The organism is Corallococcus sp. CA047B (assembly GCF_003612065.1).
GTDB classification, from domain to species: Bacteria; Myxococcota; Myxococcia; order Myxococcales; family Myxococcaceae; genus Corallococcus; species Corallococcus praedator.
Map to the genome: position 1 here is coordinate 1 of NZ_RAWD01000247.1, position 14,972 is coordinate 14,972.

The 14,972-nt window shown below is 69.4% G+C and carries 13 protein-coding genes and 1 pseudogene; 4 read left to right on the forward strand and 10 right to left on the reverse strand.

Annotated elements, in window-relative coordinates; translation table 11 throughout:
- The first annotated feature begins 123 nt into the window (after window positions 1-123).
- Window positions 124-330: a hypothetical protein gene (locus tag D7X74_RS30010; RefSeq protein ID WP_120536440.1), complete on the forward strand. Its 207-nt coding sequence runs from the start codon at window positions 124-126 to the stop codon at window positions 328-330.
- A gap of 165 nt (window positions 331-495) precedes the next feature.
- Here the strand turns inward: D7X74_RS30010 and D7X74_RS30015 are convergent, their stop codons facing one another.
- From D7X74_RS30015 to D7X74_RS30025, 3 genes are all read right to left on the reverse strand, one after another.
- Window positions 496-1,068 (reverse strand): hypothetical protein, encoded by a 573-nt coding sequence (locus D7X74_RS30015; protein ID WP_120536441.1) that lies wholly within the window; start codon window positions 1,066-1,068, stop codon window positions 496-498.
- Between the two features lie 234 nt (window positions 1,069-1,302).
- Window positions 1,303-1,977, reverse strand: a complete 675-nt coding sequence (locus D7X74_RS30020; protein WP_147446727.1) for a hypothetical protein — start codon at window positions 1,975-1,977, stop codon at window positions 1,303-1,305.
- A gap of 49 nt (window positions 1,978-2,026) precedes the next feature.
- Window positions 2,027-4,516 carry an RND family transporter gene (locus tag D7X74_RS30025; RefSeq protein WP_233595609.1) on the reverse strand — a complete coding sequence of 830 codons (2,490 nt, stop codon included), beginning with the start codon at window positions 4,514-4,516 and terminating at the stop codon, window positions 2,027-2,029.
- A gap of 457 nt (window positions 4,517-4,973) precedes the next feature.
- On the opposite strand from D7X74_RS30025, the gene D7X74_RS30030 reads away from it, so the two are divergent.
- Window positions 4,974-7,469: an RND family transporter gene (locus D7X74_RS30030; RefSeq protein ID WP_120536444.1), complete on the forward strand. Its 2,496-nt coding sequence runs from the start codon at window positions 4,974-4,976 to the stop codon at window positions 7,467-7,469.
- Window positions 7,470-7,552: 83 nt separating this feature from the next.
- Here the strand turns inward: D7X74_RS30030 and D7X74_RS30035 are convergent, their stop codons facing one another.
- Window positions 7,553-7,822, reverse strand: a complete 270-nt coding sequence (locus tag D7X74_RS30035) for a hypothetical protein (protein WP_120536445.1) — start codon at window positions 7,820-7,822, stop codon at window positions 7,553-7,555.
- Between the two features lie 96 nt (window positions 7,823-7,918).
- On the opposite strand from D7X74_RS30035, the gene D7X74_RS30040 reads away from it, so the two are divergent.
- The gene (locus D7X74_RS30040; protein ID WP_147446728.1) at window positions 7,919-8,539 is read left to right on the forward strand and encodes a hypothetical protein; all 621 of its coding nucleotides are present in this window, start codon (window positions 7,919-7,921) and stop codon (window positions 8,537-8,539) included.
- A 9-nt stretch (window positions 8,540-8,548) separates the two neighbouring features.
- Here the strand turns inward: D7X74_RS30040 and D7X74_RS30045 are convergent, their stop codons facing one another.
- The 6 genes from D7X74_RS30045 to D7X74_RS30070 form a co-directional block, all read right to left on the reverse strand.
- Window positions 8,549-9,130 carry a dual specificity protein phosphatase gene (locus D7X74_RS30045; protein WP_120536447.1) on the reverse strand — a complete coding sequence of 194 codons (582 nt, stop codon included), beginning with the start codon at window positions 9,128-9,130 and terminating at the stop codon, window positions 8,549-8,551.
- 18 nt (window positions 9,131-9,148) lie between these two features.
- A complete protein-coding gene (locus D7X74_RS30050) occupies window positions 9,149-10,144 on the reverse strand; it encodes a hypothetical protein (RefSeq protein ID WP_120536448.1) in 996 nt (331 codons plus the stop codon).
- Window positions 10,134-11,378, reverse strand: a complete 1,245-nt coding sequence (locus D7X74_RS30055) for a GtrA family protein (protein ID WP_120536449.1) — start codon at window positions 11,376-11,378, stop codon at window positions 10,134-10,136. The genes D7X74_RS30050 and D7X74_RS30055 overlap by 11 nt, the downstream gene beginning before the upstream one ends.
- Entirely contained in the window at window positions 11,371-12,309 is a 939-nt protein-coding gene (locus D7X74_RS30060) for a phosphatase PAP2 family protein (RefSeq protein ID WP_120536450.1), read from the reverse strand. Before D7X74_RS30060 ends, D7X74_RS30055 begins: the two co-directional genes overlap by 8 nt.
- Window positions 12,287-13,621: an inositol-3-phosphate synthase gene (locus D7X74_RS30065; protein WP_120536451.1), complete on the reverse strand. Its 1,335-nt coding sequence runs from the start codon at window positions 13,619-13,621 to the stop codon at window positions 12,287-12,289. The genes D7X74_RS30060 and D7X74_RS30065 overlap by 23 nt, the downstream gene beginning before the upstream one ends.
- Before the next feature lie 412 nt (window positions 13,622-14,033).
- Window positions 14,034-14,558 (reverse strand): pyridoxamine 5'-phosphate oxidase family protein, encoded by a 525-nt coding sequence (locus tag D7X74_RS30070; RefSeq protein WP_120536452.1) that lies wholly within the window; start codon window positions 14,556-14,558, stop codon window positions 14,034-14,036.
- A 151-nt stretch (window positions 14,559-14,709) separates the two neighbouring features.
- On the opposite strand from D7X74_RS30070, the pseudogene D7X74_RS30075 reads away from it, so the two are divergent.
- Window positions 14,710-14,972: pseudogene (locus D7X74_RS30075) on the forward strand (hypothetical protein); the annotation flags it as partial.

A 14,972-nucleotide genomic window follows, 5' to 3' on the forward strand; every position in this document is an offset into this window, starting at 1 on the left:
GAGGGGGGCCCCTGGCGTCCGCCGGCATCCAGGGGGAGGGAGCGCGCGGGCCCCGCGGCCGGAGGGCCTGCGGAAATCCCGGACGCGCCCCACCCTTGGACTGACTGAAAGGAGGCGTTCGTCATGAGCAAGAAGGACGTGCTGCACATTCCCCTGGAAGGGTTGCCTCCGGTGCCGGAGCGCCAGGCTGGAACGGAGGACGAGGAGCGTGAACACCACGTTCCTCCCACCGTGGATCCCGACAGCGGGCCGGGCGAGTCGCATGACCCGTTGATCATCAACCCGGTGATCAGCCCCCGGTCGCCATACCCGGGCGTCAGCGTGACTTGAGGCTTTTCGCCCCGCAGCATCCAGGACCCCGCTGACGCCTCGCGCGTCGGCGGGGTTTGTCGTTGGCATCGAACGCACGAAGCGCCCGCGACCTGCGAGGAGGTCACGGGCGCTCGGGGTGTCACCGCGTTGCCGCCGTGGATTTCACGGCGGCCCGGTGGAGACCTAGCGCGTGGTGCCGCTGTTGGGCGACAGGGTGCCCGTGGAGTCCGGCACCGGCGTGTTCATATTGCCCTTGGGCGCGTTCGGGTCGAGCGTGGAGTCGCTGGGGAGGCTGCCGTCCTCCGGCATGGCGCTGTCATCCGTGGACATGCCGGAGCCGCCCGTGCCCGGCTCGGTCGTCTCGCCGTCGTGCACGCCCGGCTCGCTCTCGCTGGTGCCCGCGCCGCCGGTGCCCGGATTGAGGCTGTCGTCGCTGGCGGGCGGCAGCGTGGAGTCATCCGTCATGCCGGAGCCGCCGGTGTCCGTGTCCGAAGGCGGCAGCTGCGAGTCGGGCGTCGTGCTGCCCGTGTCGTAGCCGGAGCCGCCGCTGCTGGGAGGCGGCGTGGTGGTGGTGCCGGTGCCCGTGGTGTCCGTCCCGGTGCCCGTCGTGGACTCCGTGCCCATGGTGGAGTCGGAGGCGGGCGTGGGCTCCGTGCCGCGCGTCGCGGATTGATCCGACTTACAGCCCGTGCCGAGCGCCAGCGCGCCCACGAGGACCGCCGCGACCGTCAGTTGCTTCTTCAGGAAGCTCTTCATGTGATTCCCCCGGATAGAGTCAGACTGCTGGTTGGAAAGGTTCCGACTGCCTGCTGGACCGAAAGTGAGCAGGCCCGGGGGTGTGTGCAGGGGTGGCTCCTCCGCCTGCCTGCTCGGGGAACGGCACTGGCAGGCGGGGTCGCGGGGTTGCATCCGCGCGACTGTCCATCGCACCGCACGCCTGGAGGACCGCCGTCCGATGCGCCGGGGCACTTTCTGGGGAATGGGAAGGCCCTAGCGCCCCACGCCTCCGTCGAGCACGGAGCCGCCGCCCAGCGGTGTCACGGAGTTGCTGGACGTGTTGGTGTCTGGCGACAGCGTGGTGCCCGCCCCCGGGGCGGTGGTGCCCGTGCTGGGTGGCAGCACCGCGCCACTGCCGCTGACGGTATTGCCCACGCCCGGCGCCGCGGTGCTGCCGGTGTTGGGCGGCAGCACCGCGCCACTGCCGCTGACGGTGCTGCCCGCGCCAGGGGCGGGCAGGCTGCCCGTGTTGGAGGGCATCACGGCGCCGGCGCCGGTGACGCTGCCCGGTGCGGCGCCGGTGACGCTGCCCGGTGCGGTGCCGGTGGCGGTGCCGGGTGCGGTGCCGGTGGCGCTGCCCGGTGCGGCACCGGTGATGGACGACGGCGCGGTGTAGGGCTGCGGGAGCACCGCGCCACTGCCGCTGCCGCCCGTGTCGGTCCCCGGGTCGCCGTAGGTCCGCGTGGAGACAGGCTCCGTGACGCTTCCGGCGGGCGCGGGCGGCAGGCTGCCCGCGGGAGCCCCCGGATTCGGCTGCCCGGTGGTGATGGCGCCCGCGGAGTTGGGGTCCACCTGCGCGAGCAGGACGGGGGACTCGGTGGCGTCGCAGGCGGAGCCGAGCGCCAGGGTGCCGGCCGCGAGGCCCATCCAGATCCATTGCTGAGACATCGTCCCGCTCCTTTGCGCGTGCGCGGCCGGGCGGACGACGCCTCGGCCATCAACTGGCGGGCGTGGGCCGGTGAGGACCCTGCCCATCATCCACGAGGTGCTCACCCCGGGGGCGCGACGGAACCGCACGGCGGCGCCGCTTGCGTTCGGAGAGCACCAGCAGCAGGGCCGGGAAGGTCACCAGCATGACGAGCAGGTTCATGCCGAAGCCCAGGTTCGCCAGGGCGCCAATGGAGTTCAGGCCCGGGTGGTCCGCGAGGAACAGCGCGCCGAAGCCCACCGCGCTCGTGAGCAGGCCGCCACAGATGGCCTTGCCCGTCTCCGAGTACACCCGCACGAAGTCGCTCCCCGGTGACGCCAGCCGGGTGATGAGGTGCACGCCCGCGTCCACCGTCGTCCCGATGAGCACCGGGATGACGAGGATGTTGAGGTAGTTGAACTCCAGCTTCATGAGCGGCATCAACCCCAGCAGCGCGAACACCGACACCACGGTGGGTGTCAGGCACAAGAGCGCGGTGCGCAGTCCGCCCAGGGTGATCCACATCGCGAGCAACACCGCGAGCGTCGACCCCAGCAGGATGAACGGCGCTTCGTGCGACACCAGGTCCAGGATGTCCGCGAGCACCAGCGACTCGCCGGCCACCACCGCGGGCCGTCCATCCGGCAGCGCCACCCCGCGCACCTCCTTCGCCAGCTTGCGCATGGCCTGCCCGTCGGACTGGTCCACGGACGGATACACCACCACGAAGCCCGTGCCCTTCTCCCCGCGTCCCTCGAACTGCTGGCGCACGCCCGGCGGCAGGTCCGCCACGGAGAACGGCGCGGCCCGCACCTGATGGCGCAGCTCCGCCAGCTCCTCCCGCTGCCGGGCGGTGAGCTGGCCCTCGGGCACGCGCTCCAACAGCCTCCCGATGTCCTTCAGGATGACCTGCTTGCGGGCCTGCTCCCCGGGCACCAGGCTTTCGAGCGACGCGACGAAGTCCACCTTGGAGTCCGCGCCCAGTTGCTGCTTGCGCGCCTGGAGTTCCTTGACGACCACCGCCTCCTCCTCGCGGGAGTCGGTCAGCACCACCAGGGGCATCTGCGTGTAGCCGATGAGCTGGTTGACGGCGCGGTCCAGGACGAACGAGTCGAGGTTCTCATCCTCCAGCGACGACACCTTGTAGTCGAACCGCAGGCCCGGCACCTGCGTGAGCAGTCCCGCGACGATGAGCGCGGACGCCAGCGTGAGCGCCCCGCGCCGCCGCATGATGACGTGACCCAGCGGCGCTTCCTGCGTCCGGGTGGATGTCTTGCGCGGCGTCCAACCGTGACGGGCCACGAGGCCCAGCACCGCCGGCAGCACGAGCACGTAGGCCAGGATGATCACCAGCATGCCCACGCCCGCGATGACGCCGAACTCGCGGAACGCCCGCAGGCCGGAGGTGCCCAGCACGAAGAACGTGAGCGCCGCCACCAGCGCGGACACCAGCGCCGCGCCGCCCGTGTGTGTGAAGGCCTCGCGCGTGGCCTGCTCGGAAGCCATCCCCTCTCCACGCAGGTTCAGGTACCGCCCCAGCAGGTGGATGCCGTGCTCCACGCCCAGGCCGCCCAGGATGGCGCCCAGGAACGCGGTCAGGATGTTCACCTGGCCATACGCCACGCCCACCAGGCCATACGTCCACGCGAGGCCCGCCCCCACCGGCGCCAGCACCATCCCCACCGCGAGCATGCTGCGGAAGTGCAGGAACAGGTACAGCAGCACCAGCACCCCGGCCACCGAGGAGGCCACCGCCACGTCACGGGTGATCTGCGACTGGAGATCCAACTTCTTCTGGAACGTGCCGGTGATCTCCGTGTGGAAGCCGGGCCCGTACTTGGACAGGTCCTGCTGCTTCACCACGTCCTGGACCTCGTCGACGATCTTCCGCGAGAACGTCAGGTCCGAGGACGACGTCTCGGGCTTGGCCAGCACCACCACGCGGCGCTCGGCGGGGTCCAGGTAGAATTCGCTCGGGTTGTTGGACAGGCGCGTCACCGCGTTGCCGCCGTACTTCTTCTCCAGGTCGGAGAAGTCCAGCGACGGGGCCGGGTCGTCGTCCTCCAGCGACACGAAGAGCGGGTTGGCGTGCAGCCGCTCCCAGGTGAGGCGCGCCTCGATGCGGCGCTCCACCTCCTTCAAATCTTCTGGCGACAAAAAGTAGAGCGCATGGTCGCGGAAGAAGCGGCTGGGGCGGGTGATTTCCACGTACCGGATGCCCGGCAGGGCTTCCAGCTTCGGCGCCAGGTCTTGCGCGAACCGCTGGAGCTGTTCGGGGTCCGCTTCATCGCCGACCACCACCACCCACCCCAGGGCCCCGTAGCGCTCCTCCTGGGTCTTGATGGCCTGCACGCTCTTGAAGGACTCGGGCAGCAGGTCCGCCAGGTTCGCGTTGAGGGTCAGGTTCCGGGCGCACAGCAGGCCCACGCCGGAGAGGAGCAGGGCGCAGAGCAGGGCGACGATGGGGCGGCGGTGGTTGTGCGCGGCGAGCGCACCCAGCGAGCGCTCCACCCGGTGCATCCACGAACGTTCGGCTGGCGAAGACGGGTCCGAGGCCATCAACCGTGGGCGCCCGTGCCTGGGTCCCGGCTGCGGCCGGCCCGTGGGTCACGCGGCGGCATCCCCTCCCTGGGGCGCCTGCTTCCTGGCAGGGGCCGTCGGAACAAAAGCTGGCCATGCCACGGACCTCCGGCACGCCAGCGCGAAGGCCGCGCCCGCCCGGCCGCCCAAGACGGGGGACAGCACGGGAAGGGCGGGGCCCTGACGTACGCGCCCGACGTACACGCGGGAGGAGGATCCACTGGCGGGCCGCCCGCCGGGGTTGCATACCTGCGTGTTTGTTTCAGCGACGCCTTCTTCCCCGTCGGAGCATGCGGCCGGGAAGGCCCCCGGGACGGTGCCTGGACGCACGGTGGCTCGGGGCATATACGCGTGAGCGGCCCGGTTTGGGTGGGCTCAAGATGAGGAAGTCACATCCATGAGTGAGATGCGGTGGTCCGAACGGTTCGAGGCTGCGATGGGCTCCCTGGCGGTCCGCGGCCACCGACGACCCTGGGTGGCGCTGTTCGTGACGCTGGTGCTGACGGGCATGGGCACCTTCCTCGCCCGCAACCTGTCGCTCAACGCGGACCTGGCGAACCTGCTGCCCAAATCCTTCCAGTCCGTGCAGGACCTGGAGAAGCTGCGCACGCGCTTTGGCGGCATGGGCAACGTGGTGGTGGCCGGCATTGGCGCGGAGCCGGAGCAGCTCAAGCAGTTCGTGGATGACATGGCGCCCAAGCTGGGAGGCCTGTCGGAGATCCGCTTCGTCAACTACCAGCGCCCCAGCAAGTTCTTCGAACAGCACGCGCTGTACTACGTGGATCTGCCGGACCTGAAGCTCATCCAGGAGCGCATCGACGCGCGCTTCGCGTGGGAGAAGGAGCAGGCCAACCCGCTCTTCGTGCGGCTGGAGGAGTCGCCGCCCCCGTCGCTGGACTTCACCGACATCGAGCAGAAGTACACCGGCGGTGCCAACCAGCGCCTGTCGGGGACGGGCCAGGGCGGTGAGCTGTACTACCTGGATCCGCAGGAGCGCATGGTGGTGATGCTGCTCAAGGCGAAGGGCAGCTCCGCGGACCTGGGCTACTCCAAGAAGGTCATTGCGCAGGTGCAGGACTACCTGTCCAAGCAGGACCTGTCCAAGTACGGGCCCGGCTTCCGCACGGAGATCACCGGCACGTTCAAGAAGAAGATCGACCAGCAGGGCGTCATCACCGGCGACCTGGCGCGCGCGTCGTCGCTGGCCATCGTGTTGCTGCTGGCGTACCTGGCGTTCCACTTCCGCAGCGCGCTGTCGGTGGGCCTCACCATGGCCCCGGTGGCCGCGGGCCTGATGTGGACCTACGGCTTCGTGGGCGTGGCGTACGGGCAGGTGAATCTGCTCACGGGCTTCCTGGCCGCGGTGCTGGGCGGCCTGGGCGTGGAGCACGGCATCCACCTGTTGGGCCGCTGGGGGACGTTGCGCTCGGAGGGCATGACGTCGGAGGAGGCGGTGCGGGAGACGTTCAGCCACACGGGCTTCTCCGCGCTCATCTCCGCGCTGGTGGCGGCGCTGACGTTCCTGAGCCTGTCGCTGTCGGAGTTCCGAGCGTTCCACGAGTTCGGCGTCATCGCGGCGGTGGGCATGATGGTGAGCGTGGGCTCCTACCTGCTCATCCTGCCGGCGATGCTGGGCGTGGTGTCGAAGTGGGGTTGGACGCCGCGCACGCACCAGGGACAGTCGGGGCCCATGGCGGTGCTGGCGCGCTTCCTGCCGCGTCGCTACCGCGCGGTGGCGCTGGTGCTGGGCGTGGCGCTGGTGGCGCTCATCAGCCAGGCGTACCGGGTGACGTTCAACTACGACTCCACGAAGCTGGATGACGTGTCGCTGCCGAGCGTGCGGTTGGACCGCCGCATCGACCACATCCTCGGGTACTCGGCGACGCCGGTGGTGGTGTTGACGGACAAGGAGGGCCAGGAGCGCGAGGCGGTGAACCAGCTCCTGGCGCGCAAGCAGCAGTTCGGCAAGGACTCCACCATCGACTTCGTGGGGGCGCTGGAGGACCTGGTGCCGCAGCAGCAGCTGGAGAAGCAGGCGCTGCTCCAGTCCATCCACAAGAAGCTGTCGCGCATCGACCCGGAGAAGGTGGCCAAGGAGACGCGCGCCAACCTGGTGCGCGCGGTGCGGATGTCGGACGCGAAGCCCTTCACGCGCGAGGACCTGCCGGTGAGCCTGCGCCGCCAGTTCGAGCCCGCGGCCGGCCAGAAGGGCGGCGTGGTGCTGGTCTACGCGAACGTGAGCCTGTCGGACGGCGTGGGCACGCGGCGCTTCACCAAGGAGGTGCGCAACCTCCAGTTGTCGGACGGCAGCCAGGTGTCCGCGGCGGGCGAGGCGCTCATCCTGGCGGACATCCTGGACATGGTGGCGAAGGAGAGCCCGCGCATCCTGGTGGCGGCGGTGCTCAGCGTGTTCTTCGCGATGTGGATGACGCTGGGGAGCCTGCGCAACGCGCTCATCTGCATGCTGCCCACGCTCTTGTCCATCGCGGGGCTGGTGGGCCTGATGGCCATCCTGGGGTTGCAGTTCAACTACCTGAACATCGTGGTCATCCCGGTGCTCATCGGCACCACGGTGGACGCGGGCGTGCACCTCATCGAGCGGCTGGGCGAGCCGGGCGCGGACTTCGTCACGGTGTACGCGGAGACGGGGCGCGCCATCACGGGCGGTCTGCTCACGAGCGCCATCGGCTTCCTGGCGCTGGTGTTCGCCAAGCACCCGGGCCTGAACTCCATTGGCGACCTGGCCAACCTGGGCTTCGCGGTGAACATGGTGGTGGTGCTGGTGGGCTTCCCGGCGCTGCTCCTGCTGGTGGACCGCTGGCGCAACAAGCACAGCGCCACGCCGACCTCGACGACGGACGACGAAACCCCGCATCCCGCGCCGGAGAGCTGAAGCGCGGTGACGCGGTGACGCTGTGAAGAGGCCCCGGTGTCCGCACCGGGGCCTTCTTCATTGCGGGGTGGGGACGGGCACCCTCACGGTGCGCAGAGGTTGAAGCAGGTCTCCATCTCCGCGGTGCATCTCGGCTTGCAGGTGGGGTTGGAGAAGGGACCGCTGTTGCAGAGGATCCCACACCGGACGTACCCCACCGCGCACGCGTTGCGACACTCCTCGACGCTGGCGGCGGTGACTTCCGGCACGCTCGGGGCGGATGGGGCGGATTCTTCCCCCGGCTCCATGGGACCGCAGCCTGCGGACATCCACAGCAGTCCCAGCCCTGCCAGCCACTGCATCCGCTTCGACATGGTGATGCCCCCTGTCCTGTGCGGACCTCTTCTTAGCGCGGGCCCGGAGCCACACGGGTGCGGGTACGTCATTTGCTAAGGCATGCTGTCATGGCCATGACGCGACCTCTCGCTGTCCTCCTCTTCCTCTGCTGTGCGAACGCGATGGCGGAGGGGCCGAAGAAGCCGGTCCCCACCCCGAAGCCCAAGGCCGCCGTGTCCTGCGCGAGCGCCCCCCTGTTCCAACGCTATGCGCGGCTGGGGTGGGTGGAGGCGCTCCCGGATGGCCGGGTGCGCCTGTCGGTGGTGCTGGATGCGCACGGCGCCGACTGCGGCACGGGGGACTGCTACTTCACGACCGTGAAGGCGCTGTTCCGCTTCTCGGGGGATGGCGGATGCCGCGTGCAGGACGTCGACGTGTGGTCGCAAGAGGAGGTCCATTGCGAGCTGAAGGACCGGCCCCAGGAGCCACCCAGCAAGCCCCAGCAGGAAGTCTTCGTCCCCAAGGGGTCCGCGAACCTGTCGGATCCGAAGCTGACGAAGCTCACCCTGCGCACGCGCAAGGGCGACCGGGCGTTCGTCATCCTCCCGGAGAACCTCTTCTTCTTCGAGGACGTGAAGCCAGGCGCGCCGCTCCACACGACGCTCCCGAGCGACGATGACGATGAGTCCGAGTGCTGCTGGGGCGCGTCCATCGCGAGCTCACACTTCCTGCCCCTGTACGAGGACGGGAAGTAGCCCGCGTCCCTAAGCGGCCTGCTCCGGCACGCCCGTCCACGCGGCCACGAAGTCCGCGAGTCCCCGCAACTGCCGGTCATTCAGCGTCGCCTGCCACCGCGCGTGGCGCACCGCCCGGTACGCCTCCGGCGCATCCCAGCCGCGCGCCACCATCACCGCCAGGCCCATCAGCGGCCCCCGGCCCACGCCGTGCTCGCAGTGCGCGTACAGCACGCCGCCCGCGTCCAGCCGGGGCAGCGCCCACCGCACGCCCTGCGACAACTGCTCCACCGACGGCGGATAGCGGTCCGTCACCGGCAGGTGCAAGAGCTCGATGCCCAGCGCCGCCAGCGCCTCGCGGTCGTCACAGCGCTCCGCGCGCAGGTCGATGACCGCCGTGATGCCCCGGGCCTTCAGCTCGCCGTAGCGCGCGCGGGACACGCCGCCGCCCACGTGCAGCCACTCGTTCACCCGCGACACGTTGAGGGCGCGCTTGCCGGGCAGCTTGGTGGTCCACTCCACCCCGCGCGCCACCACCCGCAGCACCTGCTTGCGCACGAACCCCCGGACGCCCGGGACGTGATGCACCGACCGAAGCAACGACTCGCTCACGAAACCCTTCGCCTCCGGCTACTCGCCTTCCACCGTGACTTCCATCAAACCCTCGACCGGCGGCTTGCCCGCGCGCTCAAGCACCGCGCGGTGCAGGTACGTCACCGGCGAGCCCACCATCGGCTTCACCAGCCCGCTCAGCACGCCCAGCGACTCCACCGGCGCGCTGCGCTGCAACAGTGTCTTGCTGCGCACCGTCAGGGCCGGCTTGCCCTCGCGGTCGGTGAACTCCGCCCGCCACGCGCTGCGCTCCTTCTGGCCCGTCTGCGCCAGCGTGAACGCCTCCAGCAGCTGCGGCTGCCCCTTGTCCTCCCAGAGGTACACGGGCGCGTAGTCACCTTCCTGGCCCTCGCGCGCGAGCACCACCGCGCGCTGCGGGCCCCGGAGCGCGCGGAATCTCACCCAGCGCTTCGCCAGCTTCGCCGGCGCGATGGTGCTGCGCGAGTGGTCCACGTACCCGCCGCCCGTCAGCGACACCTCCGCGGCCTTGGGCACCTGGAGCGTCACCTTCACGGGGCTCGAGCCCACCAGCACCTCGTGCCGGTAGCGGTCCTTGCCCAGCTCGATGGTGGAGCCCTCCGGCGACCACGGCTCCGGCTTCTTCGCGTACTCCAGCGCCACCTTGCCGCCGTCCAGCGCTGCCTCCACGGACAGGCCGGCGTCCGTCACCCGCGCGCTGCACGTGCCCACCTTGAGGGTGTCGGTGGCCGCGTCGTAGCTCCACTCGCGTCCGCCCACCCGCGTCTGCGGGGACCAGACCGGCTTGCCCGGGCGCAGCACCGTGGCGCGGCAGATGCCCGTGCGAGACCCCGGGCCGATGTTCGTCACCGACAGGTTCACCGTCACGTAGGTGCCGTCGTCCGCGTCCGCGACGAAGGTGAAGCTCTCGCCGTACCGGTCGCTGGAGTTGAACGCCACCTCCAGCGCACCCGCCGCCGCCACCCCCGGCAGCAGCGTCAGCAGGGCCCCCAGCCGCAGGGCCCCCCCGACGCGCGAGCGCGACTCACGCCGCATGGGGCCGCTGCTCCAGGAGCGGGTCCGACGACGTGTCGTTGAACACGTAGTCGCGCTGCAGGGGCAGGTTCCAGGCGAAGTAGATGACGCCGCGCACCAGCCACCAGCCCAGCGTGTAGGCCAGCTGCGGGTGCAGCGTGAGCAGCGCCACGCCGCCCGCGTTGAGCAGCGCGCTCGAGCCGCTCACCAGCGTGTAGCGCGCCAGCTGCGGCGCCACCGCGCCGTGGCTGCGGAAGGTGATGACCCGGTTGATGGAGTAGTTCACCACGCCGCCCAGCACGCAGCCCACCACCGTCGCCAGCACCGGGGACAGCCCCGCCCACTCCACCATGCCCAGCACCGCGGCGAAGTCCACCGCCGTGGCGATGGCGCCCGCCGCCGCGTTGAAGCCGAACAGCGCCACGCCGGAGCGCGGCTGCACGGGACGCTTCGGCGCCAGCGCCTTCACCAGCGTGCGGAAGCGCGACACCGCCGTGACGTTGCTCAGGATGGCGACGAACACCAGCCCCACCACCGCCAGCCAGTGCATGGGGTGCTTCTCCGCGGGCCAGAACAGCGCCTCCAGGATGGGCGACAGCGCCGTGCCCACGCCCAGGAACAGCACCCGCTCCAGCCGCTGCATCGCGCCATCGCGCACGCTCACGCCCAGGCCTTCACCCTTGGCGCGCACGTACGGCACCAGCGACGAACCCAGCAGGGCCCCCAGCGCGGGCAGCAGCACCCACGTGTCCCGGTAGTACCAGGCAAGGCCCATCAGCATCGCGGAGTCCACGTAGCGATCCAACACGGAGTCCAGCGCCGCGCCCGCGGGGTTGGCCTCCTTGCGGGTGCGCGCCACCCGGCCGTCCATCACGTCCAGCACGCCCGCCATCAGGAAGAGCCAGCCGCCCAGCGCGAAGCGGCCCGCCGCCACCGCCACGCCGGAGGACACGCCCAAGAGGCCCGACAGCATGGACAGCGCGTTGGCCGGCAGCCCCGAGCGCAGGAGCAGGCGCCAGAGCGGCTGGATGACCCAGAAGAAGTAGTGGCGCAGGAAGAAGCCCACCAGCATCGACTTGCCGCGCGTCAGCGTCTCCGCGTCCCTTGGGATGCCCTTGATGGCGCAGCGGATACAGAACAGCAGCAGTCCGCCGAGGAAATACGCGACCGCGAACAGCGCGGGCGCCAGCGCGGTCCAGATGCGCGCCGAGGGGGACAGGTCTCCACTCAGCAAGGCCAGGACGTTGTCATGCACGGGTGTTTCCTCCAGACGGCAGGGACACGGACGCCACCTGCGGCGACGCCTTGTCCCGACGAGCGAAGACGGCCCTCACGACGACGAACGCCACGACCGCGGCGATGCAGCCCGCCAGCACGTCGAGGATGTAGTGGTGCGTGAGGTAGACGGCGGAAAAGGCGACGAGCAGCGCGAACAGGATGGTCCCCACCCGCCACGCGGTGCCCTTGTACCAGAGGACCAGGACCATCATCAGCGGGTAGGCCGCGTGCAGCGAGGGCATGGCCCCGAACACGTTCGGATTGCGCGCGTAGAAGTTGGCGAAGTAGCTGATGCCGAAGAAGGCATCGAAGCGCGCCGTGCCCGCGGGGCTGGGCAGCGCCGCCAGGTTGGCGGGACCGGGCCCGTACTTGAGCACGTACCAGGGCGGGGCCGCCGGGTAGAGCACGTAGATGACGACGCCAATGGCGTTCACCACGAAGAACGCCCAGCACAGCGATTCGAAGCGGCGGTCCTGCTTGAAGAAGAAGTAGAGCAGCGCCGCGATGAAGACCTCGTAGAGGTAGGCCGCGTAGGCGAAGCCACACAAGAGGTCCAACGGGGTGTTGGGGTTGTGCCACCACCACTCGGGCCAGATCATCCCGCCCGGGGCCGGAAACAGCGCCTTCTCCAGGGCCCACAGGTCCCCGGTGTGGATGGTGCCGCGCAGGCCCAGCCACAGCGCCTGGCTGTCCAAAATCATGCCGGTGAGCCACAGCGGGAACGCGCCCCGGAGGAACCGCCGCGGGCCGGCGCCGGCCCAGGCCAGCACCACCAGCAGCAGATCCGCCGCGACGTGTTCCCACCGGACACGACCGGTGAGGACCACCAGTGCGAAGTGGCCCGCCGCCATGACGGTGACGAGCCACTTGAACACGGAGTCGTTCTTATCGGGCGAGCGGGAGGTCATCCCCGTAGTAGTCAAGCCCGAGGTGGGTGATGGGCTCTTCGCCCGCGACGACGCGCAACGTGTTCTTCAGCTTCGTCAGCTGGATGAACAGGTCGTGCTCCACCGGCAGACCCGGGTGGGCCATGGGGCTCTTGAAGTAGAAGGACATCCACTCCTGGATGCCCCGCCACTCCATCCGCTTGGCCAGGTCCAGGAACAGCGCGATGTCCAGCACCAGCGGCGCCGCCAGGATGGAGTCGCGGCAGAGGAAGTTGATCTTGATCTGCATCGGGTAACCCAGCCACCCGACGATGTCGATGTTGTCCCAACCCTCCTTCGCGTCGCCGCGGGGCGGGTAGTAGTGGATCGACACCTTGTGCGAGTACTTGTTGTACAGCTCCGGGTACAGGTCCGGCTGCAGGATGGTGTCGAGCACGCTCGACTTGGTCACTTCCTTGGCCTTGAAGGCCTGGGGATCATCCAGCACCTCGCCGTCGCGGTTGCCCAGGATGTTGGTGGAGAACCACCCCTCCAGGCCCAGCATGCGCGCCTTGAGCGCCGGCGCGATGACGGTCTTCATCATCGTCTGGCCGCTCTTCAGGTCACGGCCGGCGATGGGCGCGTTCTCCTGCTTCGCCAGCTCCTGCAGCGCGGGCGTGTCCACGCTCGCGTTGGGGGTGGCGTTGGCGAACGGCACGCCTTCCTTGATGGCCGCGTAGGTGTACAGCGCCGTGGGGTTCACGTCCGGGCTGTTGGAATCCAGCGCCTTCTCGAAGTTGGCCAGCGACTGGAACGCCTCCGGCAGGGGGCGGAAGGTCTCCACGCTGCTGCACACCACCATCACGGCGCGCGTGGCGTTGAGCTCCTTCTTGAAGTCGCGGATGTCCTGGCGGATGGCCTCGATGCTCTCGCGGTGCGTCTTCGTGGCCTTGATGTGGTTGGCCGCGATACGGCGCACGAACTCCGGATCATGCACGCCCGGCTTGGGCTTGATGCCCTGGAGGAAGGGCTTCACCTGCTCCATGTGCTTGTCGCTGAGCACTCCCGAGCGCTGCGCCACCTGGTAGGCGTCCTCGCTGATGATGTCCCAGGCGCCGAAGACGACGTCCTCCAGCGTGGCGAGCGGCACCAGGTCCTTCAGCTTGACCGTCCGGCCGTCGGTGCGCTTGCCCAGACGGGCCGTGCCCATCTGCGTGAGCGAGCCAATGGGGGCGCCCTTGCCCTGCCGCGCCAGCTCCACACCCGCCATCAAGGTGGTGGACACCGCGCCGAGGCCCGGGATGAGCACCGCCAGCTTGCCCTCCGGCTTCGCGACCTTGTTCTTGTTCTCCATCGTCCTGATTCCTTCAAAAGGCGGGAAATCGCTCCGCCCCAATGAGCGTCTCCGAGGTCAGTCCCTCCAGCCGGCGCCGGCACACCGCCGGACGGAAGGTGGAAAATCTCGAAAGCGGATGGTTGATACTCTAAACCGTTCGTCACTTCAACGTGATGTGACGGCTGATCGGGCTCGTATCACGGCGGCGGGCCGCTGCATGACCCGGGCCGGCCTGCCTCCACAAGCCAGGACGAACGGCGCTGTCAGAGAAACAGCAACTGCGGGGCAAATGCCTCGCCCACCACGACACGCTCCTACTGTACGGAGGTGCCGGGTGGGCGGATGTGCCAAGGGTCTGGAACTGTCCTGACTTCACTCACTCCCTGACACAAATGTCGGGATTTTGAGAAGTCAGGAAGGCCGGCCGGCGCTAGTTGCGGCGGACGGGGGCGTTGCGGTCCAGCTTCTGGTTGTCACCCGGGTGGTATTTTTCACCGGTGAGGACGGCCTTCACGAAGCCGACGAGCTGGACCATGCGGCTGTTGGGGGTGTCCCAGTACTCGGCCTTCTCCACGCTGACGCGCAGCAGGGCGAGGTTCGGATCGTCCAGTCCCTGGGGGAACCAGGCCTTGAGGGCGGGGGTCCACAGCTCCTTCGCCTTGGCCTTGTCGCGGATCAGATGGCAGCGGCCGCTGACGGACACGTACCGGTCCTTGGCGGGGTCGGCATACGCGAGGCTGACGTGGTGGTCCTTCTCCACCTCGTCCACCTTGTGGGTGTGGTCATTGGTGAAGAACCACAGCTCGCCGTCGAAGTCCTTGTCGTAGGTCCACATCGGCCGGCTGCGAAGGCTGCCATCGGTGTCCACGGTCGTCATCATGGCGACCTTGATGCCGTGGATGAGCTTGCCCAGGTGCGCCACCACGTCCTGCGGATCCTTCTGCGTCGTTGTCATGCTCGCCTCCCTGGGGGCTCAAGGTAGGCAGCGGGTAGAGGGTGGACACCGACAGCGAGGCTGGCCGGCGCCAGGGCAGGCGGGCGTGTGATAGGGGGCGTGCGACGTCACCTTCCCTTCAGGGTCGGTGTGACGGCCAGGAGCGACACGGATGCTGAAGACCGCGTGGAACGAGTGGAGCCTGAAGGCGCTGCAGTTGGAGACGGCGCTCCTGGCGTTGGAGGAGATTGAGTTGCCGGACGCGATGCACGCGCTCCAGGACGCCGCCCAGCAGAAGCTGCTGGAGCTGGCGCGGGCGTGGCAGAAGACGCAGCCGGCGAAGGAGCCCCGCACGTGGAAGCGCGAGGAGACGGCCGGGGGCACGCCGCGCGACGAGGAGCTGGCGGACCTGGTGAAGGGCTTCCGCGAGGATGG